Here is a 23829-nt window from a genome sequence, read left to right as displayed (position 1 = left end):
TCACGATGAGCGATAAACACCGCGTCTTGATCGCGGATGACAACGAACCAAACGTTGAGCTGCTCGAGGCTTACCTCGCGGGGCTCGATGTCGAGGTGGCTATCGCGGTTGACGGACAAGACACGCTCGACAAGGTCGCTGCGTTCAAGCCGCACGTGCTGCTGCTTGACGTGATGATGCCCCGGCTGAGCGGCTTTGAGGTCTGCCAGCGCCTCAAGAGCGACCCCGCCACGAGCGGCGTGATGGTGCTGATGGTGACCGCTCTGAACGAGTTGGGCGATATCGAGCGGGCCGTCGATGCGGGAACGGACGACTTCCTTTCCAAGCCGGTCAACAAGATAGAGCTCGTCAAACGCGTGGAAAACATGCTCAAGCTCAGTGCCGTCACCGACGAAGTCGAGCGGCTCCGCCGTTACATCGAAGAAATGCAGCGTCGCGGCGGTTGAACGGGCAAGAGCCGGGATCAATCACCGGATTAAAGCCACGCCCGAATCCTCAGCGGACACGCCGCTGTAGTCTCTCGCCACGGCGGCGCGCGGAACGTTTTCTGGCGGAGTTTGGGTCCTTCACGATCGATTTTCGTAGCGCCGTAACCGTTGTGAGGCATTGCTTGTCATCAAGCCCCACAGGCTGCTCGCTGCGGTACACCAAGAGATTTCCCTCGTGATCAACCGCGAAGCAACCCACGCCACGCTCAAACTCGACGGCGCAACGCTGGCATACCGCGATGCGGGCCCTCGGGAGGCGCCGGTGGTGCTGCTGGTTCACGGTTTCCCCCTCACCGGCCGGATGTGGCGGGCTCAGCAGGCGGCGCTGGAGCCAAGCTGGCGCGTCCTTACCCCCGACTTGCGTGGCTACGGCGGCTCAACGCTCGGGGATTGGCCCACGGACAGTCCCTCGCTAACCCGGTACGCCGATGATCTCGCCGCGATCCTCGCAGCCAGCGGGATCGAAACGCCCGTCACACTGGTCGGTTTCTCGATGGGCGGATACATCGCGCTGGAAATGCTGCGTCGGCACCGCGCGCAGATCGCGGCCCTCGTGATGATGGACACCCGCGTTGTTGCCGATGACGAGGACGCCCGTGCCGGCAGAATCAAAATGGCCGAGCACGCGGCAGAGTGGGGTTCACACCGCATCGCGGGCATGATGCGGCCGAAGTTGCTGGCGACCTCAGCCCCCGAGGCTGCGGTTCGCGAGACGCTCGCGCAGATTGAGCAGGCCGATCCCGCCGCGATCGCCGCCTCGCAGCGGGCGATGGCCGCTCGCCCCGACTCAACCGCGCTCGTTGCTTCGCTCGATCTGCCGCTGCTGGCGATTGCTGGCGCACAGGACACAATCAGCCCGCCGGAAGAGATGCGGGCGTTTGCTCGCAGCGCCCCGCGGGGCGAGTTTCACGAGATCGCCGATGCCGGTCACATGGCACCGATCGAGAATCCCGCGGCCGTTTCCGCGGTGCTTGCCGGTTGGCTCGACACGCTGCGGCAGGAGCGCTCTTAGGGCAAAACGAAGACAGCAGTCGGAGGCTAGGCGTGGCCGCCGGGGAGGCGGAACACCGACTGCGTCTTCACGATCGCACCGTCATCGGGGAACGTGTGCAGCGTCCGCACTCGGAAAGAACGGTCACGCGCCTCGGTATCGACATAGCTCGTGGCACCGACACCCACTCGGCCGGCCGCATCGAAACGATGCACCAGCACGTTGCCACCATCGTGACCCCCGTCGATTCCCGCGGCGCTCTGCAGACTCGCGAGGTCGAGTTCCTTCTGATAGTTCCGAAACGCCTCGGCCGAGAGCTGCTCGATCGCGAACGACACCTCGTAGGTCACGCCACCGCGGCACTCGATCGTGTCGGTCTGTTCGGGACCAAACGAGTGCAACATCAGCCGGCGTTTGGCGGGCAAGGGCTGATGGGCCGAAGCGGCAACCTCGGTCAGCGTAAGTCCCTCGTAACGCCAGCACACAACGTGCCCGGCGCTAGTGACCGCGATGGTTGCCTCGTAGCCTGCGCGGGTGAGGTGCTGCTGCTGATGCACCTCAAACAGCTCGGGGTGCAACGAACGCCCGAAGAGTCGCAGCGTTAGTTCGGCGATCTTGGGACGAGCGAACAGCACAAGGCATCAGCGGGCATGAGAAAGCGATAACGTAGCAAAGGACCCCCGCGCCGCGCAGCCGCGTGCGACTCGGCACGAAAGACTGAACGATCAGCACAGCAGCAGAGCGATCAGCACAACAGCGCGGCTAGCGGGAGGTCGGGCACACGAGTGCGCCTCTGACCCAATTATAGCTGTCGCGTCGCGATGACAAAGCGGAGAATCTTTCTGGGGATTGCTAGCGCGATGAAGGTTGACACGGAGGGTTTCTTGTGTTCTGTCGATCGACTGACAACGCGCGCGAATTGAGTGATTCGGAAGCGACGCTCGCCTGCCTTAGCGCGGGCGCGTTTCTGTCGGAAGGGGCGTCGTCTTGCTCGGTGTCAAGAACAATACGGTTTGTTGCCGAAAAGGATTCACGCGCAACTTGCGGAAGGACTTTCTGGTGCCGCTATTGCTGCGGCAAGTGATCCTTTAGCGCAGCCATCAGCTCACGCAGGTTGCGCGGATTTTGGCCCAGGTCTCCTTTGCCGATTCGCGAGCGGCTCTCGGCGTGGACACGCAGCCGACCATCGTCGAGCCGCTCGGCAACGAGCCACAGATCGTCACGGTAGCGCATTAGCGCCGTGGTGCGAACCAGGCTCCAGCGCTGTTCGATTTTTCCGGAGATCTCGCTGGCAAGCGGTGAGTCGGCGGGCGGGTCGAGCGGATCGACGAGGCTCCACTCCGGCCGCTCCGAAGCAAAGGCCTCTAGAGCCCGATTGATCATCGGGGCGTCGCTCTGGGCGGCGAGGGTCAGCGGCCGCTGCCGCGGGTCGGAGGCTTTCACGGCGGTCGCCGCGCGATTGGTTGTGAGGTCGCGCGACCAATCGTCGATGTAGAGGGCCATCACCACGACGGGCGATAGCAGTGCTAGCGAAATTAGCACGAGCGTTAGCATCTTGCGCCGCCGCGGGGTCTTGGCCGGACCGGTTGAGCGAGAATCGACCGCATGATGATCGGGGGGAGAGGTGCTTTTCATGTGCGTGTGGGGAGAGGCCTGCGGAATCCCCCGCCGCCCACCGAGGGCATGTGGCAAGACCCAAGAGAGCATGCGGCAAGACAAAGCTGCCCGCCGACCTGGTGGGCCCCCGATTCTCGCGCGCTATCGCTGGGGGGCAACCCCCGCGAACTGACGTAGCGGCGAAGAGGGTAAATGGCCTATAGCACGCCTTGAGCAAAAGGGTTCACGCCGAATCTCTGGCGAGCAAGAGCCGAAAGCTCGTGATTTAACCAACCCCTTCGTTTCTGCCGAGCGCGACGCGTCGTCACGGAGAGACCAACGCGATGAGCACGATCCGCCCCCTAGCAACGATTGCCGTCCTGGCGGCGATCGGCTTCTTCCTTGTCCTGAAGATCAACGACGGCGGCAAAGCCTTCGACGATGGCTTCGGTCTGCAACCGGCGGAGGTTTCGATGGCCTCGCCGGAAGGCGTGTCCGACGAGGCTCCCCTGTTCGAGCTGACAGGATCACCCGCGACGGGTACCGATCTGGCACCGCCAGCCTTCGGCGAGACGAAGCGCGAAACGACCAAGCCCCAAGCCTTGCTCGACGGCATGGACGAGGGAGCCAACGAGGCGGCGTTGCCAGAGCTTCCGGAGCTGCCCGAGATCGAGGGCCAGCCGTTGCCCAGCACCGCCGAGCCAGCCACTGGCCGGCCCGGAACGGCAGTGGCAAGTGTCGTCACGCCGCCCGCGTCGAGTGCCGCGCCCCGCTACGGCGAGCCGCTTTCTCCTAGTGCGGCGATCCCCACGGATCGGTATGGGCAGCCGACGAACGATCTTGCTCCGAGCTACGAAGCGACGCCGTCCGCGGCTTCAGCCGATGGCTCGGTAACAGGACGGCTTTCGCCGACCCAGCCGTCAAACGCCCCTGCCCAACCCGGCTCGAGCGAACAGGACGCGTTGCCCCCTTACGAAAACTACACCGAGTCTGAAACCACCCCGCTGAACTTTGGTGCCCCTGCCGAGGACCCCTCGCAAGCCGATTGGACCGCGGCCCAGGCGGCTCTGCGTGTAGGCGATCTTTCTGAAGCGCACCGCTTGCTCTCCGCGTGGCGTGCCGATTCTCGCGTTGAGCCCGCGCGGCGTGCCGAGATCGATCGCTTGTTGAGCGGTTTGGCGGGAACGCTGATCTACGATTCTCGCGAGCATCGGTTGGCTCCGGCGCACGTTGTGCAAGCGGGCGAGACCCTTGAATCAATCGCCGCACAATACAATGTGCCCTGGCGTTTGCTGGCGAAGATCAATGGCGTGCCGGCGGCCGACGCGGTCCGCCCTGGGCAATCGCTGAAGGTGATCCCCGGACCGTTCTCCGCGGAGATCCACCCCGAAACCAACGAGTTGGTTCTCATGCTGGGGGATCGCTTCGCGGGTCGCTTTGAAGTGACCGCCGAGGCGTTGCCCTACGACGCCATCGAGTTGCGCGTCCAAGATATTGCCCCCGCACCGGCGGGCAGCATCGTGTTGGTGGGGGCCACGGCACCCATCACGATCGGCCCTTCGACGGGGCGGTACGGCGGACCCGAAGTGGTCGTTGCCCCACGCGACGCCGAGGAGCTAACCGACATCTTGTCAGTGGGTTCAACCGTTATCATCCGCCGTTGATTGGTCAGTCAGACAAGCGCTCTCGCGGCAGCAGGCAGCCACCGTTCGCGGGGCCGGTGGCTGCTCGCCGCAGAGAGAGAGCCCTGGTCGGGTCGCGAAGTGGCGCTGAGTCTCACACACGGAGCCTCACGCGCTGAGTCGCACGCGCAAAGCACCACCGCCATCCACGGCAGCGCGGTATCCTGGGCAAGCGAGGAACTGCTCGCAGGCGATCAGCCGCTCCCCCACGAGAAACGGTTTGCCCCCCTCCTCGACGAACTCAAGTCGAGGCTAGGCAAATCGCCAACCGCGTGGGTCAGCTATCGGGTACCGTAGGGCCCGACCCTCTTTGACCTTAGCCCCCAATCGCTAGCCGATGTACGACCGCGACGCCCTTGCCAAGCTACTCCGTAACAACGCTCTTGAGTTTGGCGACTTTACGCTCGCCTCGGGCAAACAGGCGAGCTATTACCTCGATTGCCGGCGCGTCACGCTGGATGCACGCGGGGCGCGGCTCATCGGCGAGGGGATGATCAACCTCATCGGCGAACTACGGCTGAAGATGGGCCAGGGGCCTAAGCTCGTTGGCGGTATGGCCGTTGGTGCCGACCCCATTACGGCTGCCATCCTCACGACCGCCGGCATCAAGGGCTACCCGCTCCGCGGTGTGATCGTCCGCAAAGAGCCGAAGGCACACGGCAAGGGCCAACAGGTGGAGGGGCCGTTCTCACCTGGCGAGTCGATCGTCATTGTCGAAGACGTGGTCACGACCGGCGCTTCGAGCCTCAAAGCGATCGAACTCTGCGAGGCTGAGGGTCTCAAGGTGGAACGTGTGCTCGCGATCGTTGATCGCCTTGAAGGAGGTCGGGCGGCCTTCGCGGCGAAGGGTTACGAGTTGACCACGCTGTTCACCGTAGAAGACCTCGGTGTCCAGCTCGATTGAGCGCGCGGACTCAATCCCCGCACCGTGTCGTGCGTTTCCCGGTGGTTCATGGCGACATCCCTCCATCAACAGCTTAAAGCGCTCTACGCGGGCGACCTCGGCGAGCAAGAGGTACGCGTCGGGCGGTATCGGATCGATGCGGTCCGCGACGACCTGCTGATCGAGGTGCAGCACGGCGGGTTGGCGGCGATCCGCGACAAGGTGCGTGCGCTCAGGCGTCGGCACGATGTGCTGGTCGTCAAGCCGATCGTTGCCCGGCGGAGGCTTATCAAGCTCGACTGCCAGGGGGGCACCGAGGTCGGCCGTCGGTGGAGCCCGAAACGCGGTATCGCTGCGCATCTGTTCGACGAGCTGGTCCACTTTACGCGCGCGTTCCCCCACAAGCGGGTGCGGATCGAAGCCCCGCTGGTTGAGGTCGAAGAACTGCGGTATCCGGGGCACGGCAAGCGGCGCCGATGGCGTGAGAACGATTTTATTGTTGAAGACCAGCGGCTTGTGCGTGTGGTGGAAACCATCGAGCTGGCCACCCGCGACGACCTCTGGCGGCTGGTAGGGGGCCCGTTGACGGACCCCTTTGACACCGCCGAGTTGGCTGCGGCGCTCGACGCCCCGCGCTGGGTCGCCCAGCGGGCCGCCTACTGCCTGCGTGAGATGGGGGCCGCTCGCGAGGTGGGCAAACGCGGCAACGCTCGGCTCTACGCCCGGGTGGGTCATGCCGCGGCCTGACGCCCACCGGGGCAAACGGCCGTGGGGTTGCCGACCGGGGCAGCGGGGCCGTAGCCTGCTAGGGCTCCGCCGATTTCCCGTCTTGCCGCTGCTGCGATATGCCCGAGCCCGTTATTCAGATCCGCCGCGGCCCGCTCTTCACGCAGACCGGCGTGCGGATCTCAGGCACGGGCTGTTGCCTGGCAGATAAGGTGGTCACCAACGAGGACCTGGCCCGCCTGGGGTGCGACGCCGAGTGGATCATCCAGCGAACCGGCATCCGCGAACGCCGCCATGCCCCCGAAGGGGTCACGACCGGCACGCTCTCGACCGTGGCGGGGAGCCGGGCGATTGAGGCCTCGGGAATCGATCCGAGCGCGATTGACCTGGTGCTGCTCGCCACGTTCACGCCAGACCGCCTGATGCCGCAAACCGCCACGCGGGTGCAGAGCGATCTGGGCCTCAACTGCCCCGCTATGGATGTCGTGGCGGCCTGTGCCGGGTTCATGTACGCGCTACTGACCGGGGTGCAGTTTGTTGCCACGGGCGCGGCGCGCAACGTGCTCGTGATCGGTGCCGACACCAACACCCGTGTGCTCGATCCCGATGACAAGAAGACCTTCCCCTTGTTTGGCGACGGTGCCGGTGCGGTGGTGGTCTCGCCCGGTCGCACGGATCAGGGGGTGCTCGCGGGCACGCTCGGGGCCGATGGTTTGGGCACCGACCTGTTGACGCGTCGCATGGGCGGAGCCGAACTCCCGTTTGTCGTCAACGCCGCACGCGATGCAGACGGCCGCACGCCCTGGCTCATGGAGATGGAGGGGCGGCCGGTCTTCAAGTGGGCCGTTCGTTTGCTTGAGGACACGTTCGAGCACGTGTTGACCGCCGCAGGCCGCGACCGCGATCAGGTCAAGCTGTGGCTCTTGCATCAAGCCAACGCCCGAATCCTCGACGCCGCGACCGACGCCATGGGCGTGCCCCGCGAACGGGTCGTCAAGCATCTGGATCGGTACGGCAACACTTCGGCCGCGAGCATCCCTGTGGCGCTCGACGAGTCGCTGCGCAGCGGGGCGATCGAGCCGGGCGACGAGCTACTGATGTGCGGTTTCGGTGCCGGGCTTTCATGGGGGACCGCGCTGTGGAAGTGGTGACAATCTTTTTTCGTCGAGCACACACCCGCCGCGCGGGTGCTTGATGCCTGCATCACCTTGTTACTGAAGCACGACAAACAACTAATTTTCTCCGCCACGGCTTGGTTGAATCTGCCATGAAGAAGATCCCGACACGTGACAAAGTGAAGCCCGCCGACACGTGGGACCTTTCAAGCCTGTTCCCTTCGGACGAAGCCTGGGAAGCCGCCTTCAAGAAGTGGGAGAAACGGGTTCCCAAGTACGCCGACTTCCGCGGAACGCTGGCCGACGGCCCCGCGGCGCTCTCCAAGTGCTTGAAGTTCGATAGCCAGATCGAGCGCGACGGCGAGGCGCTCGGCTACTACGCTATGCTCCGCACCACCGAGAACCAGGCCGACAGCCGCTATCAGGCGATGATGGGCCGCTTGCAGCACGCCGCGACTCGGGCTGCTGAGCTGAGCAGCTACATCCGGCCCGAGATCCTTTCGATGTCGGCCGCGAAGCTGAAGAAGATGATCGATGCCAAAGCTCTGGCACCTTATCGGCTGTTGCTGGAGCGCATGGCGCGCTACAAGCCCCACACCCTTACCAAAGGCGAAGAGCGGCTGCTCGCGCTGCAGAGTGAGATGTCGGGTGCCGCCAGCCACATCTTCCGTCAATTGACCGACGCCGACCTCAAGTTCGGCGAAGTCAAGAACGAGAAGGGCGAGACGATGGAGCTGAACCAGTCCAGCTTTAGCGTCTTCCTCCACTCGCCGCAGCGGGCGGTGCGGAAAACGGCATTCCACCAGTTTTACGCCGAGTTTGCCGACCACGAGAACGCGCTCGCGGCGTCGCTCAAGGCCTCGGTACAGAAGGGGGTTTACTACGCCCAAGCGCGCAACTACCCGTCTGCGCGCGAGGCGTCGCTCTTTTCCGACAACGTGCCGGTAGCGGTTTACGACAACCTCATCGCGGCGGTGCGCAGCAAGTTGCCGGCGGTTTACAAGTACTTCGACCTCCGTCGTCGCAAGATGAAGCTCAAGGACATCCACCAGTATGACACCTACGTGCCGATCCTCAGCGAGCTGGATAAACGGCACACCTGGGATCAAGCCGTTCGTGTGGTGATCGATTCGCTTGCCCCGCTCGGCAAAGAGTACTGCAAGACGCTCGAAGCTGGTCTCGGCGGGCGCTGGTGCGATCGCTATCCCAATAAGGGGAAAAGCTCGGGGGCTTTCTCCGCCGGTTCGTACGCGGGCGATCCTTACATTTTGATGAACTACCAGCCCGATGTGCTGGACCACGTGTTCACTCTCGCCCACGAGGCGGGCCACTCGATGCACAGCTGGTACTCTGCCCGTAATCAACCGTTTGAGTATTACAACTACACGATCTTTGTGGCCGAGGTCGCGAGCACGTTCAACGAACAGCTGCTTAGCCGCTGCCTCATGGAACGCGCAAAAACCGACCAGGAACGTGCCTATCTCATCAATCGCGAGATCGACGCCATCCGGGGCACGATCATTCGACAAACCATGTTTGCCGAGTTCGAGAAAGAGATTCACGCTCTGGCCGAAGCCGGTGAGGCGCTCACGCTTGAAGCATTCCGCAGCGTCTACCGCGGTCTGCTTGATGCTTACTTCGGGCCCGATTTTGTGATCGACAAAGAACTCGAGCTAGAGTGTCTCCGCATACCTCACTTCTACAATGCCTTCTACGTCTATAAGTACGCGACCGGCTTATCGGCGGCGATCGCGCTAAGCGAGCGCGTGCTCAACGGCGGCCAGCAAGAGCTCACCGACTATCTGGGCTTCCTAAAAGGCGGATGCAGCAAGCACCCGCTCGACCTGCTCCGCGCAGCCGGCGTGGATATGGAGAGCCCGGAACCCGTTGCCACGGCGCTCGACCACTTCGAGCGTCTCGTCCAAGAGCTCGACGGGTTGCTTTAATCACGAGTAGAGGGGCGGGCGTCTCCGCCGCGGTTCGGCCAAGACGCTCCCGCGACCAGCACCGATAGTTCGAGACACTCTCCCTCTCCGCACCGATCGACCCCCGATGGAACTAGAGACGCCGGGGCAACGTGGACGCCTTACGGAAGACTGGCTTGCCATTCTTCTGGGCGGGGCGCTGCTCGCCGTTTGTTTAGCGGCGGTCGCGCTCGAGTACCAGCGAACCTTCGCTCCCCAGCAGCCCAAGCCGGCGTCGATCGCCAATCCGCTCAAGCCCTATCTGGCAACGCCTGGCGGATGGGCCAATTCACCGCTCGAGGCGTTTTCCGGCGTCGGCGTCGGTATCGTAGGTGCCGGGCTTGTGCTGCTCGTTGTCTTCACGATTGGCAACAGCTTGTCCGGCGGTGCCGCGGTGCGTCGCTTCCTACCGGGGTTTGCCGCGCTGTTTACGCTGGCCACGCTTGCCATGTTGCTCAGCGAACAAGCGGTTGTCGATTATTACGGGTTGGCGTACGCCGTCTGGGCGATCGCGCTCGGGTTGATCGTTGCGAATCTCTTCGGCACTCCCGGCTGGTTACGTCCGGCGCTCCGTACCGAACTGTTCGTCAAGACAGGCTTGGTGCTCTACGGAGCCGAGGTGCTCATAGGCAAGCTCCTCGCGCTGGGCCTGCCGGGCATCTGCATCGCTTGGATTGTCACGCCTGTCGTGCTGATTATGACGTACTGGTTTGGGCAGCGTGTGCTGCGGATCGAGTCGCGGACGCTCAACATGGTGGTGTCGGCAGACATGTCGGTGTGCGGGGTGTCGGCGGCGATCGCCACCGCGGCCGCGTGCAAGGCGAAGCGAGAAGAGCTCTCGGTGGCCATCGGTCTGTCGCTGGCGTTCACCGCGCTGATGATGGTGGTAATGCCCCCGGTGTCCCGACTGATGGGGCTCAACGAGGTTGTCGCGGGGGCTTGGATTGGCGGGACGATCGACTCAACCGGTGCGGTGGGCGTTGCCGGCGCGGCTCTTGGCGACACGGCCCTGCTGGTGGCGGCGACGATCAAAATGATCCAAAACTGCCTGATCGGCGTGGTGGCGTTCGGCGTGGCGACCTACTGGACCACGGTGGTGGAACGCGATCCCGCGGCGTCGACGCGGATCACTTTCGCCGGTGCAGCAGCGGAAATCTGGCGGCGCTTTCCTAAGTTTTTGTTCGGCTTTCTCGGGGCGTCGCTCTTCTTCTCAGCGCTCGCCGCATGGCATCCCGAGGGTGAACCCCTTGTGGCTTCTACCATCTCCGGTGCTACCAAGACACTCCGCACGTGGTGCTTCTGTATCTCGTTCACCTCGATCGGGCTGGAATCTGATTTTCGTGAACTGAGTCGCCACCTGCGGGGAGGCAAGCCGCTGGTGCTGTATGTGTGCGGTCAGGGATTGAATCTGGTGCTGACGCTGCTGATGGCGCTGCTGGTGTTTGAGGTGCTCTTTCCCGGAGCCGCCGATGCGCTGGCCAAATGAAAAGCAACGCGGGTGGCGTACCATGCTCTGGCTCTCTTCGGGGTTGCTGGTGTGGCTCGTGGTGCTGCCCTGGCTAGCGCGAACAGGTGGCTTTGCCGAGCGTTTGAGAGAACTCGCCGACAGAGGCGTGGACCCCTCGGCACTCTTCTACACCGATCATCCGGCCTTCGCCGCGGGAGCGCTGCCCGGCGCGGACACCCAGCCGACCGAGACCCCCTGAGATCACTCGTTCCGAACGAGGCCCACACCGCAGGCAGAGCCGGGTAACGGCGCTGTGCAGGGGCTTCTTAGCCGCAGTGCCCCTAAGCGTGCCGACCTTCGAAGCATCTGTCTCACGCGGTCTCGTTGGTCGTATCATCGCCCGCGTGCTCGTCCGTCGAGAGGTCGGCGGCTGTCAGCAGATGCAGATGCTCTTCGGTTTGGTTTTCGCCAGCGCTATCCAGGGGAAACGAGCGGAGCACCTGGGGATTCGGATCGAGCACGCCGAGGTGACAGATCGGATCCCCTGGGGCGATCGACGGGAGCGTTGTGACGCCGAGCACGACTCCCTCAAGGGGGGCCCGCAGCACTTCGATGGTTGCGCCGGCAAGGCTGGTGTTGGTTGCTACCGGTGCTCCGGCGGCCACTTTGTTGCCAGGCTTAACGTGCATGTCGAGGAAGCCGCCGTGGTCCGCTCGGACCCACGTGGTGCGGCGCACCTCGATCTGATTGGTCGGTTCAATGCGTGGCTGTTCGATCATGTCCAGATACGACAGCACGTTCTTCACGCCCCGCACGGCATAATCAACAAAATCGGGCTCGACCTTCCAGACCTCGCCCCCTTCGAGGATGACCATCGGCCGGCCGGCGAGGCACGACTCGCGGCGGAGCGAGCCCTCGGGCCCTTGGCCATCGACAATGATCTCGGCCCCGAACGCCCGTGCGAGGTCGGCCACACGCGGGTCGGAAAGATCGGCCCGCACGTTCGGGTAGTTGGTGCGCTGGAGGGCCGCCGTGTGCAGATCGATGCCGTAATCGCACCGACCGACAAGCTCTTCGAAAACGATCCGCGCGTAGCGACTCGCGAGACTTCCGGTGCGCGAGCCGGGAAAGCAGCGGTTGAGGTCGCGGCGGTCGGGCAGGTAGCGGCTGTGGCGATCAAAACCCAGCAGGTTGATCACCGGTGCCAGCAGCAGCGTGCCACGCAGCAGCGAGAGGTTCGGGTCGGCAATCAGTCGGCGTACCGCACCGGCACCGTTGAGCTCGTCGCCGTGCAGCGTGGCAGAGACCAACAGCACCGGGCCGTCTTTGCGTCCGCGCCGGACAAAGATGGGGATTGGCAGCGTCAGACCGCTGTAGCTTTCGGAGACCGCCAGCGAGACCTCAACCGATTTGCCGCGGGGCACCGTTACCGAACCCCAGACGTGCGCTGGACGTTTTTCGAGCGTTTCTTCCATGGCAGCCAGAATACCGGCCACCACGCCTTCCGAAGAGTGCCGCCTGAAACGCGTGGCAAAGGGGGGGCTTTAACCCCCCCCCCGGTGGGGGAGGTCGCAAATTTATTCCCGGCGGGGCCAATTTTTTCGACACCCGTGCTTCTCTCGGGGGTTCAGAACGATACAGTCGATTGCGCGACGATTTTTACGGCGAATAAGGTTTCCTAATCATGCAGCCCGGTATGTTGCCCGCCCGCCGGCCGCGGTTTTCGAGCGTGGAAGACTCCACACGGCCATTGGCTCGCGGCGGATTTACGCTGGTTGAGCTGCTGGTGGTGATCGCCATAATCGGCATCCTCGTGGCGCTGCTGCTGCCCGCGGTGCAGGCCGCCCGCAACGCCGCTCGTCGCACCGAGTGTAAGAACAATCTCCGACAGGTCGGCATAGCGCTCGACAACTGGATGGGTGCCCGGGGCGAGCGGGCCAAGTTTCCCAAGGCCGCCCGGATGCCCGCCAGCTTCAACCCACGCGGTTTGCCCGGGCTGCGGCAGGTGCTCTCCGCGCAGATGGAAGACAGCGCCGCCGCGTGGCGGTGTCCCAATGATCTGGAGCGTACCGGTTCCGGACTGCTCGACATTACCGAGGAGTCGGTCAACGCCCGCTCGGAAGAGGAACGCCAGTTTCTGGGCCCGTTCTTCGGCGCGCTAGGAGACGACGCCTCGCGTTACGGCTACTTCGACATCGAGGGAACGAGCTACGAGTATCCGGGAGACCGCTATGGCGGCCAGACACGTCCCGAAGTGCTCGCCGACCGTCGCAGTGATCAGCAGCGCAGTTCCTCGCGGGTTTGGGTGGTGTATGATTATGAATCAGTACACGGCTCGCCCGGCGACGATGGCTCGCGCAACTATCTTTACCTCGATGGCCATGTCGATGCCGTCGTTGTGGCCGAATAGGCGAAGGATCTTCGAATGAAAAGCAACAAGAAAAAGAACTCCCTTGTGGCCGCGCTGGTGGGACTCGTCTTTCTGCTGGCGGCCGGCGCTTGGGCCCTTGGTGTCTTTGGTAAGTCGGTTGATCCCAGGGTGCTTGAGCTTGAGGAGCAAGCAAAAAATGTCTTCGGTGGCGATGCGACCGAAGAGCAGCGCGCTGCGTTTCGCGAGGGGGTTCAGTCGCTCACCGATGCACAGCGGCGCGAGCTGTTCGAGCGAGGAAGACCCCGCATGCAGGAGGAGGCGAGCCGACGCATGAACGAGCTCTTCTCGCTTCCCAAGGAGCAGCTGCAGCGTGAGATCTCAGATCGCGCGGATCGCATCGTAGCGGCACGCCGCGAGCGCGAAAACCGTACCGATCAGGGGCCCCCTGGCGGCGGTCCTGGCGGCGGCGGCGGTCGCTGGGGGAACATGTCCGAGGAGCAACGCGACTCGCGTCGCAAACAGATGCTCGATCAATTCGAGCCCGGCATGCGCGCCCAGTTCAGCGAGTTTCGCGCGATGGTCAACGACGAACTCGAGTCACGCGGCGAAGAACCGATGTCGGGCCGCGACATGCGCGCGATGTTCGGCGGCGGACGCGGCGGCGGTCCTGGCGGTGGCGGTGGGCGGGGAGCCTGATCTGCTGACCAGCCCCATGGCTAGCGCGTCAGCCACACAAAGGGGGTCCCCGCCTCATCGATCCGTAGCTCGGTCTTGAGGCCCGCCTGAAACGCCAGCCGATCAATGATCCGTTTATAGAACGTCTCGGTGCGGGCTAGCTTGACCGGCGTCGTCGTGGGGTCGATCGCGTCACGCCGCAACGCGAACTCGTCGTACACCAGGGGGACGCCGCCCAGCCGGGCCTCGATGGCATCCAGCGCCTGCGCGAGCGTAAACCCTTCGATCTCTACCGGCAGGCGTTGCATGAGCACCGGGGCGGTCTGGCTGGGACTGGTCTCCGGCTTGTAGCCGATCGGCCAGGCCTCTTTGTTCTCGCCGTAGCTTGGGGCCACCGTTAACCGCACGGGTTGGCCGACGGGTTTCTCGGGCGCGAGGCTCAAGTCTTCGGCCCGGAGCAGCACGGCGAGCGCCGCCCCCCGTGCGAGCGTCGCAACCTTGTCGGTTGTTGGCCTTGCCCGCAGCGCCGGCTTAGCCCGCGGATCAATCCACAGAGGCATGCCGCTCTGCGCGGCAGTGCGGAGCAGCAAGGCTTCCAGCGACTCTTGGCGGTTGATCGCCCCGATCGGCGCTCCGAGAGCGACAAACACCTTTTGGAACTCATCGCGAGTCAGTCCGAAACGGCCCCGCTTGGCGGTTACGGCGGCGGCACCGTCACCTTCGAGACGCTCAAGATATGCGGCTAGGGCTTCCCGCTGGCGGATCGTGAAACGTCCGCCGGGGAGCTCCAGGACCCCTTGGCGAGTGAGAATGCCCAGCACGCGCGGCAGCGGACGCTCGGGCGTGCCCAGGTCCTCGACGCTCGGCTTGTCGCCCGGCCCCAGGCCGCGGACACGCACGCCGGTCACGTCGAGTTCCGCGAGCAATTGCAGCCACGCGCTTTGTGCGGTAGCGTTCGGTCCAGACTCGCTTGCGATCTCCATCCGCACCACGGCAGACGCCGCAGTGGTAGCGGTTAGCACGATTAGGCAGGCGAGGCTCCTCATGATACTCATGCCCTAACTATAGGTCAGCGAGCGCTCGCGCAGCGTCCGGCCCCTCCGATCTTGGTCGGGTTGTCTGCGAACGACGGTCGCTTGGCCCCCCACCGCCGGAGTCTTCTTATGCCCCGCCCCGTTACGCTGTTCACCGGTCAGTGGGCCGATTTGCCCTTGGAAGTGCTCGCCCAAAAGGCGTCGGACTTTGGTTACCAAGGGCTCGAGCTGGCCTGTTGGGGAGACCACTTTGAGGTCGATCGGGCGCTCGATGATCCGAACTATGTGTCCGACAAGCGTGCGCTGCTGGATCGTTACGATCTGGAGTGCCACGCCATCAGCAACCATCTGGTAGGTCAGGCGGTTTGCGACCGGATCGACGCTCGGCATCAATCGATCTTACCCCCGCGAATCTGGGGTGATGGCCGGCCGCAGGACGTGAATCAGCGCGCCATTGAAGAGATGAAGAACACGGCTCGCGCAGCCAAGGCGTTCGGCGTGGGGGTGGTGAATGGCTTCACGGGATCATCGATCTGGCCCCTGCTGTACTCGTTCCCGCCGGCACCCGAAGCGATGATCGAGGAGGGCTTTCAGTTCTTCGCCGAGCAATGGAATCCGATACTCGACGTCTTCGACGAGTGCGGCGTACGGTTCGCATTGGAAGTTCATCCGACCGAGATCGCCTTCGATATCCACACGGCCGAACGAGCGCTCAACGTTCTGGGGCGGCGCGCGGCGTTTGGTTTCAACTTTGATCCCAGCCACCTGCTCTGGCAGGGGATCGACCCGGTCGAGTTTCTCCGCGCGTTTCCCGATCGGATCTATCACTGCCATGTGAAAGACGCGATCGTCACGCTCGATGGCAGGAGCGGCATCCTGGGCAGTCACCTGAACTTTGGCGATCCGCGGCGCGGATGGGACTTCCGCTCACCGGGACGCGGTGCCGTAAACTTTGAAGAGATCATCCGTGCACTGAACGTGCTGGGCTACGACGGACCGCTCTCAGTCGAGTGGGAAGACAGCGGCATGGATCGTGACCATGGTGCCCGCGAGGCCGCCGAGTTTGTTCAGCAGCTCGACTTTGCCCCCAGCCAGATCGCCTTCGATGCGGCCATGGCAGAGCAGGGCGGCGCGTAAATCCGCCGCAGCCCGCTGCGCAAACCACTCGGCAATCCAGCACGGCAATCCAGCACGGTTCGGCTCGTAGGCTAAGCTAGAACCATGCACCCCGTTTGGATCCTCTGCCTGACGATCACGGTCTCAACAAGTTGTTGGGCCGCGGAGACGACGCGTCTGGCGATCGCCCCGGACGTCTACAACGGTCTGCGAGGGGTTCAGCCCGAAAGCCAGCAAGCCGTCGAGCGGTTTGCTGAAGCGCAGCAGGCTGCCGAGCGAGGCGAGGCGTCGCACGCCCTGCGGCTGGTTCACGAGGCGTTGGCGCTTGATCCCGATCATCGGGCCGCCCGCCGGCTGCTGGGGTATGAGTGGCTCGACGGCGCGTGGGTGACTCCCTACCAGCGTGATCAGGCCCGCCGTGGCTATCGCTGGGATGCCCGCTATGGCTGGGTGAAGCCCGAGGACCTGTCACGCTACGCGGCGGGGGAGCGCCCGGACGGACGGCGCTGGGTTTCCGCGGCGGAAGTGCAGGAGCGGCGCGACCCGATCGACGAAGGCTGGCAGGTGCGTACGGACCACTTTCTCGTGACAACCAATCACTCGTTGGAAGCCGGGGCCGCGCTGGCTGCCGAACTGGAGAATCTTTATCAGCTTTGGCGGCAGCGCTTCGCGGGCTACTGGGCAACGGATCGTGAGGTGCGCCAGCTGCTCGCCGGCGACCGCGTGGTTCCCAAGCCGAGTCGGCCCTTTCGCGTGGTCTATCACCGCGACAAACAGGGGTATGTGGAGCACCTGCGGCGGCGCCAACCACGGATCGAGGAGACGCTCGGCATTTATTTTGACACCCTCCGTGCGGCACACTTTTATCACGCGGAGGAACCCGCCGAGGCCGCCCGACTGCGTCCCACGCTCTATCACGAGGCCGTACACCAGATGTTTCAGGAGTCGGCACCCAAGGCCCGGGCGGCGGGGGAGAACGCCAACTTCTGGGTGATTGAAGGGGTGGCCTGCTGGTTTGAGACGCTTCGGCCCGCGGAGCCCGGTTGGTACACGATTGGCCGCGGTGGTCGGCTGGCTTCCGCTGCGCAGATTGCCAGCCCGCTGCCGATCGCCGAGCTGACAGCTTGGGGGCAGTCGGACCTCCAGCGGCAGCCAAATTTGGCCCAGGTTTATGCCCAGGCAACCGCCCTGGTGGCGATGCTCGCCGAACAACAGCCGGAGACCCTCGTCCGCTATCTGAAGGGGGTTTACTACAGCCGGCCCGACGGGGCCGAGTTAAGCCGCCTTGCCGATCAGAGCTATGCTGAGCTCGACGACGCGTACCGGCGGTTTGCGGCCGAACGGCTGCCCGAGCTTGCGGCGGTGCCCGCGGGTCACTAACGTCAGGCCCTGAAGTCATCGTCCCCGCGCCGCTTTTCCCGGCGTTTCTTCACCACCCCTGAGGTCTCTCCGATGTCGCTGCTTGCCCATGTCACCACGTTCGACCTGCCCACGATCGCCACCGCGTTTGCTGCCGGGCTGGTGGTTGGTGCTGTTGTTGCTCGAGCGTGGGTCGTCCGCCGCTGAGGTGCGGGGCTGGCCGAGCCGCTCGGGAGCGGGCGGTGAACCGCTTTGGGCGCTTCGTTGACCGCCGCCTGGGCGGGCGATACGCTTGGAGACTCGCCCGCGAGCCTCAGGTTGCGTGCGGCGAGTCGCTGCTGTGGTGGCTGTAGCTCAGCTGGTTAGAGCGCCGGATTGTGATTCCGGAGGTCGGGGGTTCGAGACCCCTCAGCCACCCTTTACCTGGCAACGACTTACGTCGATTGGCCCTCGGGCAGTTTTGGCCGCCTGACACGGATCTGACACACCGTGGCACTCGTGTGGCGGTCACATTGGTGGTCCGTCATTGGGCAGTAGGGAAGGATGATTGCGTCACAAGAACGCTCTCTTTCGCTCCCACTGCCCCCAAATGGCCAGTCTCGAAATCGACCCGGCCTCGGGTCGCTACCGTGTTCGATTCCGCTACTCCGGCCAGGAGTACAAGCGGTCGCTCCGCACCAAGAGCCGACCCGTCGCCGCTGCCTCACTCGGGCAGGTGGAGGAGGCTCTGCGGATGATCGAAATGGGGCTGGTTGAGCTGCCACCGGATGTGGAAGAGGGCGCCTTCATCGTCTCGGGAGCCCGGGTCCGGAAAGCTAGGCGGCAGCCGTCGAAGGTGCAGACTTTGGACGATCTGTTCCGTGTCTACCAAGCGGAACTCACGCCCGGGTCGAAGGAGCCCCGGACGCTCGCTGGAGAGCGTTTGCACTTTAAGCACCTGCTCCGGCACCTGAAACCCAAGACTCGATTGGCCGCGATCACGCCACGCACCGTGCAGGGTTACGTCGAACTCCGCTCCAGAGATCAGTACGCAAAACGGTCGATCACCCCCGACACGATCAAGAAAGAGATCACGACCCTCCGGTTGGTGTGGAACTGGGCGAAGCGGCAAGAGTACGTCGAGAACCCGCCGCCGATCAGCCACGTGATCTACCCCAAGCGGGATGAGAAGCCCCCCTTTCAGATCCTGGCGGAGATCCAACGGGCCGTCAGCGGGGGTAAGTTGTCGAAGGCTCAAGAAGCCGCTCTTTGGGAATCACTCTTCCTAACCCGCCCCGAGGTGGATCGCCTGCTCGACCACGCCTCAAAGCAGGCCGGGCTTCCCTTTGTCTACCCGATGTTCGTGCTCGTTGCCCACACCGGGATGCGACGCAGCGAGCTGCTCCGCGCTGAGAAGGCCGACTTCGACTTCGAAGGACGCACGATTCTAGTCCGCGAAAAGAAGCGTTCCCGCAAGCATTCCCTGAGCTTCCGCCGGGTTCCGATGACGAATCTGCTGGGCCGGGTGTTCAAGCGGTACTTCGCGGAACACCCATCCGGTCCGTACGCACTGACACGTGACAACGATCAGCCGTTGACCACCGATGCAGCCGATCACTTCTTCGAGGTCGCCTTGAAAGACTCGGCTTGGCAGGCGGTCCGCGGCTTCCACGTCTTCCGGCACTCTTTTGCGTCGAACGCTATGGCGGAGGGCATCGACCAACGAATGATCGACGCCTGGATGGGGCACCAGACCGAAGAAATGCGGCAACGCTACCGTCACTTGGCCCCGACCCAGCAGCAAGCGGCTATCGATGCCGTGTACCGAGACGAAGCGTCTTGAGGCCGAAATTTGCGACGTAAAGAGCCTCTAGTGTCGACGACGACCGGCGAGAGTCTCAGTCGGTTCGACATCGGTCACGAAGTACGACAGCGGGAAGCACGCTGCTTGATCAACCGCTACGGCGTTCTCGTCTCCCCGCGAGCGTTGACTGCCTTGCGTCAAAGCTATGTGCGGTGGAGATGGCTAGTGAGTCAACGCAATGGCTCTGAAGCGTGCCAAACACTCCTCGGCGTGTCGGGCCGACGCAGGTTCGCTCCAACTGCTGCGTACTCCACCTCTGTACCCCATCGGTGACGAACCTTAGCGACTTGTTGAGGTGCGACGAGGTGCGTGACAACTTTCTGTCACAGTGCCCCCCGACTACCTCGTGGCCCGTGTCTCAGTAGCTGCGGCGGGAGGAGATATCGCTATGATTACGTCGTGACCTAGTCGGCCCAACAGAGCGGTTCTCTGCCCATGAGACTCAAGCAAGCCAACATCCGCAACTTCCGGCGGCTCGAAGACGTCTCGATCGACTTCGAGCCAGGCGAGACGGTATTTGTCGGCCCGAACAACAGCGGCAAGACCTCCGTGACCGACCTGTTTCGACTCTTCCTTGGAGACGGCGACTTTGCATTTCACGACTTCTCCGCTTCGACGCTCAAGAGCTTCAACGACTTCGGCGAAGACACGGAAGCCGACGGCGCGTCACTGCCGTCAATCGACCTCGACCTCTGGTTCTCGGTAGACCCGGAGCAAGACTACGGAAGGGTCAGCGATCTGTTGCCCGATCTGCTTGGCGAGCATCAAGAGGTGGGCATCCGCGTTCGGTTTGCGCTGAAAGACCTCGACAAGCTCCGAGATGACTACGCGGCGCGTCTGACGCCGACGGGGGCCGAGAGTCCCAGCAAGCCTATCAGCGACTACCTCTGCCTTCCTGGCGTCCTCAAGCAGCACTCAGGGCTCGAGTACTACAAGCTCGAACGGACGAACGAGGGAGTGGACGACACGCTGCTTGCAAAGGATCGGTGCAAGCCGCTTCTCAAGTCGCTAATCCAAGCCAGGTACGTCGAGGCGCAGCGGGGGCTCGACGACCACGAGCGCGGTGGTAGCACCTTGCTGTCGAAGGTGTTTACGTCTTACTACCGGCGCCACCTCGACAAGGCGGAAGCCAGCGATGACGCCAACCGCCTGATCGACGAGCACAACGCAGGACTAACTGTTCACTTCGCCAACGTATTCGGGGAGCTGCTCGATTCGCTCCAGGGCCTCGGTGTTCCGTCCGTTAATGATCGAACGCCTCGCATCATCTCGGCACTTCAGTCCGAGACTGCGCTGCAGCACAACGCGACGTTGGCCTACGTCGACGCAGCGACCGAGCACCCGCTGCCCGAGAACTACAACGGACTCGGCGTGAAGAACCTGATCTTCATGACCCTCCGCGTCTGCGATCACCACCTGCACTGGATGCAGACCAAGGAGGCGAGACCGGCCTGCCTAGTGGTATTCGTTGAAGAGCCGGAGGTACACCTCCACGCCCAGGCCCAACAGACCTTCATTAGCAATGTCTGGAGAATCGTTGAGGCTGCCGCCACAAAGTACGAGCAATCGGAGATGACGCCTCAGCTAGTGGTGACGACTCACTCATCGCACATCCTCGATACGGTCGACTTCGACAGCGTCCGGTACTTCCGTCGATGCCGCGGAGTGGCTGACACGCCCGACACGTCCGGGATGAATGCTTCGGAGGTATTGAACCTGAAACGCTTCTCTCCCGGCGACGGAGAAGTGGCGAACGACGACGATCAATGGACCGAAGACGAGACCCGCCGGTTCCTGCAGCGTTATCTGAGACTTACCCACTGCGACCTTTTTTTCGCTGACGCGGCTGTCTTGGTAGAAGGTGCCGCCGAGAATCTGCTGCTCCCTTTAATGGTTGATAAAGCGGCGCCCGCGCTACGACGGAGCTACCTGACCGTGCTCGAGGTGAGCGGCGCCTATGCCCATAGGTTTGCGGGCCTGATGCGATTCCTCGGGCTGCCCTACCTCGTCATCACCGATGTTGATTCGGTAGGGCCAGTCGAAGGCAAAAAGAGGGACGGCGCCGTCCCCGCGAACACTCCCGGCGCCTCGACTTCCAACGGAGCGCTTAAGGCGTTGCTCGGCAAGACAACGATCGAGGAATTGGTTGCCCTCACAGATGCGCAGCGAACGGTGCAAGCAGGCGTTTGCTATGTCACCTACCAGAGGCCCTCGTCCGTTGCTGAGCGCACGGAGACAATGCACGGCAGAACGTTCGAGGAGACGTTCGTCTATGAGAACATGACCCTGTTTCGCAAAGGTGATCTGTCGCTTACCGATGACCTGGCCAATGGGCTTGACCACGCAGCTGAGTACGAGACGGTCTACAAGGCGGTGCATTCCAAGTCGTTCAAAAAGACCGAATTTGCACTCAACATCGCACACACTCAATCCGAGTGGACCACGCCCGAGTACATCGCGGAGGGATTGCGATGGCTTGAAACCAAGCTAAGGCTGAGTGGGCATCCCCGGTCCGAGGAGGCGGGTGATGGCGAATAAGCACCAGCCGACCGAGGCCGACCGCGAGATCGAGAAGTGCCTGTTGGCGCGACGCAGCTTCTCGGTTGTGGCGGGCGCGGGATCAGGCAAGACGACTTCGCTCGTCGAGGCCTTGAAGACGCTCATGCGTACGGAGGGAGATCAGCTGCTGCAAGCTGGCCAACAGGCGGTATGCATCACCTACACCAACCGGGCGGCCGAGGTCATCCGCAGCCGCTTGCGCGACGACCCTCGCGTCCTGGTGTCTACGCTGCACAGTTTTCTGTGGGGCGTGCTGAGCGGCCATGACCGAAGCATCCGCGAGGTAGTAAGCAAGCACCTGCTGCCAGCAGATATCGACAAGCAAAAGAACAAAGACAAAGGGAACGAGACCAAGACCTCCATCACCGCGAGGGAGAAGGCGGCGGCGCTGCAACAGGTTCTCGACCACCTAGGAAGCGTTGACACGTTTCGGTACGGGGACGATACCCCATACAGCGATTTTCTCGCCGGAGAGATCGGGCATGACGACCTGCTGAGAATCGCGGCAGAGCTCATTGAATCGAGTAAGGCGTTCCGAGCGGTTCTGGGCCAGCGGCACCCCTACTTCTTTGTCGACGAAGCCCAGGACACGTCCCCCGAGGTCGTCGCCGCCCTCAACGTACTTTGCGCCGGGGACGGCCTGCCGGTAGTCGGTTACTTCGGCGATCCCATGCAGCAGATCTACGACAAGGGGCAATCGGAGTTTACGGGGCCTGAGGGGGCTGCACGCATCACGAAGGTGGAGAACTTCCGCAGCGGCCCGGAGGTCATCAAGCTGCTAAACCGGTTCCGCAATGACCTGGAGCAAGTCCCCGGCCCACAGAACAGCGAACTACCCAGCAGCGTACAAGTAACCTTGGTGCAAGCCGAAACGCCAAAAGAAGGCAAGCGATACAGCGAAGCTCAACTGGAGCGTGCGATCGACTCCTATCACCAAGCCCTATCCGATTGGGGGTGGAGCGACAACGCGACTGCGAAGCAGCTTTTCTTGGCCCGTCGGATGATCGCGCGGCGGCTCGGCTTCTTGACCCTGCACGACCTGTTCAATGGGGACTACGCGTCGCAACGAGCAAAGAATGACTACGAATCGGGCACGCACTACTTGTTGAAACCGCTCGTTGGAGTCGCTGTTCCTATCGCGGTGGCTTACCGAGGGAGAGATACTCGGTCGTTGAGCCGCTGTTTGGCCGAGAACACCCATCGGTTCAGCTCCTACGGCACACTGGCATGCGCGACGCTGGCGCAGGTCAAGAACGAGGCTAATCGAATCGCAGCCTTGCTCTCTTCGAAGCTCCAGGCGGAAACGCTTCGAGACGTACTCAAATGCTGTATCGAGGAGGAGCTGATCCGGCCTTCGGAGCGGCTATCGGATCAGCTCACAAGAAAGCCTCGCGAAGAAACGTACGATGACGAGCAACATCGCGTAGAGAAAGGCGATTGGCTGGCAGACGAATTGCTGGGGATGGGCGGCGTTGAGGTTGAGCGGTACTGTGCGTTTCTCGACGAGAACACGCCGTTCAGCACTCAGCATGGAGTGAAGGGCGAAGAGTACGACGATGTCGTCGTCGTGTTCGATGACACCGAAGCGTCGTGGTCGTTCTACAGTTTCACGAAGATGCTGACGCCGGGCGTTTCTGGAGAAGCCCGAGAAACCCAGCATGAGAGAAGCCGCAGGCTCGCTTACGTTTGCTTCTCGCGAGCGATCCGAAACCTCCGGGTGTTGATGTTCACGACCGATCCGACGAAGGCTCGGGATGAGCTAGTTACGGTTGGGCCATTCGAGCCGAAGCAGGTGTTCATCGCGAGCTAGGCTGACGTGACGGACAGCCCCCGCCGTGCGATACGGCAAGCTGCGTCGGTCGTAAACGCGAATGGCACGTAGTTTTCCGCAAGTCGTTACCACGAAGTGACCTACGAAGAAGGGCCTCGCTTGTCTAGATGGGAGTTGTCACGCAACCCATCCAAGGCAAGGAGGCCCAA

Annotated in this window: 20 protein-coding genes and 1 tRNA gene; 17 read left to right on the top strand and 4 right to left on the bottom strand. The window is 63.1% G+C overall.

Going from position 1 to position 23829, the window contains the following annotated elements:
* The first annotated feature begins 5 nt into the window (after positions 1-5).
* Entirely contained in the window at positions 6-446 is a 441-nt protein-coding gene (locus Pla111_RS07345) for a response regulator (protein WP_146572901.1), read from the top strand.
* A 217-nt stretch (positions 447-663) separates the two neighbouring features.
* Positions 664-1500: an alpha/beta fold hydrolase gene (locus tag Pla111_RS07340; RefSeq protein WP_146572899.1), complete on the top strand. Its 837-nt coding sequence runs from the start codon at positions 664-666 to the stop codon at positions 1498-1500.
* A gap of 26 nt (positions 1501-1526) precedes the next feature.
* Here the strand turns inward: Pla111_RS07340 and Pla111_RS07335 are convergent, their stop codons facing one another.
* Together Pla111_RS07335 and Pla111_RS07330 are read right to left on the bottom strand one after the other, a co-directional pair.
* Complete coding sequence (locus tag Pla111_RS07335) at positions 1527-2114, bottom strand: DUF2617 family protein (RefSeq protein ID WP_146572897.1); 588 nt, start codon at positions 2112-2114, stop codon at positions 1527-1529.
* Between the two features lie 430 nt (positions 2115-2544).
* A complete protein-coding gene (locus Pla111_RS07330) occupies positions 2545-3114 on the bottom strand; it encodes a DUF1499 domain-containing protein (RefSeq protein ID WP_197524846.1) in 570 nt (189 codons plus the stop codon).
* 305 nt (positions 3115-3419) lie between these two features.
* Here Pla111_RS07330 and Pla111_RS07325 point away from each other — a divergent pair, with 305 nt between their 5' ends.
* The 7 genes from Pla111_RS07325 (at position 3420) to Pla111_RS07295 (ending at position 11151) form a co-directional block, all read left to right on the top strand.
* The gene (locus Pla111_RS07325) at positions 3420-4739 is read left to right on the top strand and encodes a LysM peptidoglycan-binding domain-containing protein (RefSeq protein ID WP_146572893.1); all 1320 of its coding nucleotides are present in this window, start codon (positions 3420-3422) and stop codon (positions 4737-4739) included.
* Positions 4740-5094: 355 nt separating this feature from the next.
* Positions 5095-5661, top strand: a complete 567-nt coding sequence (gene pyrE, locus Pla111_RS07320; RefSeq protein WP_146572891.1) for an orotate phosphoribosyltransferase — start codon at positions 5095-5097, stop codon at positions 5659-5661.
* Positions 5662-5709: 48 nt separating this feature from the next.
* Complete coding sequence (locus Pla111_RS07315) at positions 5710-6387, top strand: hypothetical protein (RefSeq protein WP_146572889.1); 678 nt, start codon at positions 5710-5712, stop codon at positions 6385-6387.
* 98 nt (positions 6388-6485) lie between these two features.
* Positions 6486-7517, top strand: a complete 1032-nt coding sequence (locus Pla111_RS07310) for a beta-ketoacyl-ACP synthase III (RefSeq protein ID WP_146572887.1) — start codon at positions 6486-6488, stop codon at positions 7515-7517.
* A 116-nt stretch (positions 7518-7633) separates the two neighbouring features.
* The gene (pepF, locus tag Pla111_RS07305) at positions 7634-9427 is read left to right on the top strand and encodes an oligoendopeptidase F (protein WP_146572885.1); all 1794 of its coding nucleotides are present in this window, start codon (positions 7634-7636) and stop codon (positions 9425-9427) included.
* Positions 9428-9533: 106 nt separating this feature from the next.
* Positions 9534-10931 (top strand): YeiH family protein, encoded by a 1398-nt coding sequence (locus tag Pla111_RS07300; RefSeq protein WP_146572883.1) that lies wholly within the window; start codon positions 9534-9536, stop codon positions 10929-10931.
* Positions 10915-11151, top strand: a complete 237-nt coding sequence (locus Pla111_RS07295; RefSeq protein WP_146572881.1) for a hypothetical protein — start codon at positions 10915-10917, stop codon at positions 11149-11151. The genes Pla111_RS07300 and Pla111_RS07295 overlap by 17 nt, the downstream gene beginning before the upstream one ends.
* 112 nt (positions 11152-11263) lie before the next feature.
* Here Pla111_RS07295 and Pla111_RS07290 read toward each other — a convergent pair whose 3' ends face one another.
* A complete protein-coding gene (locus Pla111_RS07290) occupies positions 11264-12388 on the bottom strand; it encodes a succinylglutamate desuccinylase/aspartoacylase family protein (RefSeq protein WP_197524845.1) in 1125 nt (374 codons plus the stop codon).
* A gap of 233 nt (positions 12389-12621) precedes the next feature.
* Between Pla111_RS07290 and Pla111_RS17670 the strand changes: the two genes are divergently transcribed.
* Both Pla111_RS17670 and Pla111_RS07280 read left to right on the top strand, forming a co-directional pair.
* A complete protein-coding gene (locus Pla111_RS17670; RefSeq protein ID WP_391581016.1) occupies positions 12622-13302 on the top strand; it encodes a type II secretion system protein in 681 nt (226 codons plus the stop codon).
* A gap of 15 nt (positions 13303-13317) precedes the next feature.
* Positions 13318-13959: a hypothetical protein gene (locus tag Pla111_RS07280; protein WP_146572876.1), complete on the top strand. Its 642-nt coding sequence runs from the start codon at positions 13318-13320 to the stop codon at positions 13957-13959.
* A gap of 20 nt (positions 13960-13979) precedes the next feature.
* On the opposite strand, the gene Pla111_RS07275 is transcribed toward Pla111_RS07280, so the two are convergent.
* The gene (locus Pla111_RS07275; protein ID WP_146572875.1) at positions 13980-14993 is read right to left on the bottom strand and encodes a hypothetical protein; all 1014 of its coding nucleotides are present in this window, start codon (positions 14991-14993) and stop codon (positions 13980-13982) included.
* A 108-nt stretch (positions 14994-15101) separates the two neighbouring features.
* Here Pla111_RS07275 and Pla111_RS07270 point away from each other — a divergent pair, with 108 nt between their 5' ends.
* The 6 genes from Pla111_RS07270 (at position 15102) to Pla111_RS07245 (ending at position 23659) form a co-directional block, all read left to right on the top strand.
* Positions 15102-16109 carry a sugar phosphate isomerase/epimerase family protein gene (locus tag Pla111_RS07270; RefSeq protein ID WP_146572873.1) on the top strand — a complete coding sequence of 336 codons (1008 nt, stop codon included), beginning with the start codon at positions 15102-15104 and terminating at the stop codon, positions 16107-16109.
* 84 nt (positions 16110-16193) lie between these two features.
* Positions 16194-17468, top strand: coding sequence for a DUF1570 domain-containing protein (locus Pla111_RS07265; protein ID WP_146572872.1), 1275 nt, complete (start codon positions 16194-16196; stop codon positions 17466-17468).
* 322 nt (positions 17469-17790) lie between these two features.
* Positions 17791-17864 (top strand) — tRNA-His (locus Pla111_RS07260).
* A 172-nt stretch (positions 17865-18036) separates the two neighbouring features.
* A complete protein-coding gene (locus Pla111_RS07255; RefSeq protein WP_146572869.1) occupies positions 18037-19269 on the top strand; it encodes a tyrosine-type recombinase/integrase in 1233 nt (410 codons plus the stop codon).
* Positions 19270-19725: 456 nt separating this feature from the next.
* Positions 19726-21828 (top strand): ATP-dependent nuclease, encoded by a 2103-nt coding sequence (locus Pla111_RS07250; RefSeq protein ID WP_146572867.1) that lies wholly within the window; start codon positions 19726-19728, stop codon positions 21826-21828.
* On the top strand, positions 21818-23659 hold the full coding sequence (locus Pla111_RS07245) for a UvrD-helicase domain-containing protein (RefSeq protein ID WP_146572865.1): 1842 nt from the start codon (positions 21818-21820) through the stop codon (positions 23657-23659). Before Pla111_RS07250 ends, Pla111_RS07245 begins: the two co-directional genes overlap by 11 nt.
* Positions 23660-23829: the final 170 nt, after the last annotated feature.

Origin of the sequence: Botrimarina hoheduenensis, assembly GCF_007859815.1 — a bacterium.
GTDB lineage: Bacteria > Planctomycetota > Planctomycetia > Pirellulales > Lacipirellulaceae > Botrimarina > Botrimarina hoheduenensis.
Note: the sequence above shows the minus strand (reverse complement) of the source record. Positions and strands in the feature narration are given on the sequence as shown.

What these genes read in the sequence shown, in the direction of transcription:
- Pla111_RS07310 (WP_146572887.1), top strand. Translation starts at nt 6,486, where the DNA reads ATGCCCGAGCCCGTTATTCAGATCCGCCGCGGCCCGCTCTTCACGCAG.
- Pla111_RS07255 (WP_146572869.1), top strand. Translation starts at nt 18,037, where the DNA reads ATGGCCAGTCTCGAAATCGACCCGGCCTCGGGTCGCTACCGTGTTCGA.
- Pla111_RS07280 (WP_146572876.1), top strand. Translation starts at nt 13,318, where the DNA reads ATGAAAAGCAACAAGAAAAAGAACTCCCTTGTGGCCGCGCTGGTGGGA.
- pepF (WP_146572885.1), top strand. Translation starts at nt 7,634, where the DNA reads ATGAAGAAGATCCCGACACGTGACAAAGTGAAGCCCGCCGACACGTGG.
- Pla111_RS07345 (WP_146572901.1), top strand. Translation starts at nt 6, where the DNA reads ATGAGCGATAAACACCGCGTCTTGATCGCGGATGACAACGAACCAAAC.
- pyrE (WP_146572891.1), top strand. Translation starts at nt 5,095, where the DNA reads ATGTACGACCGCGACGCCCTTGCCAAGCTACTCCGTAACAACGCTCTT.
- Pla111_RS07275 (WP_146572875.1), bottom strand. Translation starts at nt 14,993, where the DNA reads ATGAGTATCATGAGGAGCCTCGCCTGCCTAATCGTGCTAACCGCTACC.
- Pla111_RS07295 (WP_146572881.1), top strand. Translation starts at nt 10,915, where the DNA reads ATGCGCTGGCCAAATGAAAAGCAACGCGGGTGGCGTACCATGCTCTGG.
- Pla111_RS07265 (WP_146572872.1), top strand. Translation starts at nt 16,194, where the DNA reads ATGCACCCCGTTTGGATCCTCTGCCTGACGATCACGGTCTCAACAAGT.
- Pla111_RS07270 (WP_146572873.1), top strand. Translation starts at nt 15,102, where the DNA reads ATGCCCCGCCCCGTTACGCTGTTCACCGGTCAGTGGGCCGATTTGCCC.
- Pla111_RS07250 (WP_146572867.1), top strand. Translation starts at nt 19,726, where the DNA reads ATGAGACTCAAGCAAGCCAACATCCGCAACTTCCGGCGGCTCGAAGAC.
- Pla111_RS07325 (WP_146572893.1), top strand. Translation starts at nt 3,420, where the DNA reads ATGAGCACGATCCGCCCCCTAGCAACGATTGCCGTCCTGGCGGCGATC.
- Pla111_RS07245 (WP_146572865.1), top strand. Translation starts at nt 21,818, where the DNA reads ATGGCGAATAAGCACCAGCCGACCGAGGCCGACCGCGAGATCGAGAAG.
- Pla111_RS07330 (WP_197524846.1), bottom strand. Translation starts at nt 3,114, where the DNA reads ATGAAAAGCACCTCTCCCCCCGATCATCATGCGGTCGATTCTCGCTCA.
- Pla111_RS07300 (WP_146572883.1), top strand. Translation starts at nt 9,534, where the DNA reads ATGGAACTAGAGACGCCGGGGCAACGTGGACGCCTTACGGAAGACTGG.
- Pla111_RS07315 (WP_146572889.1), top strand. Translation starts at nt 5,710, where the DNA reads ATGGCGACATCCCTCCATCAACAGCTTAAAGCGCTCTACGCGGGCGAC.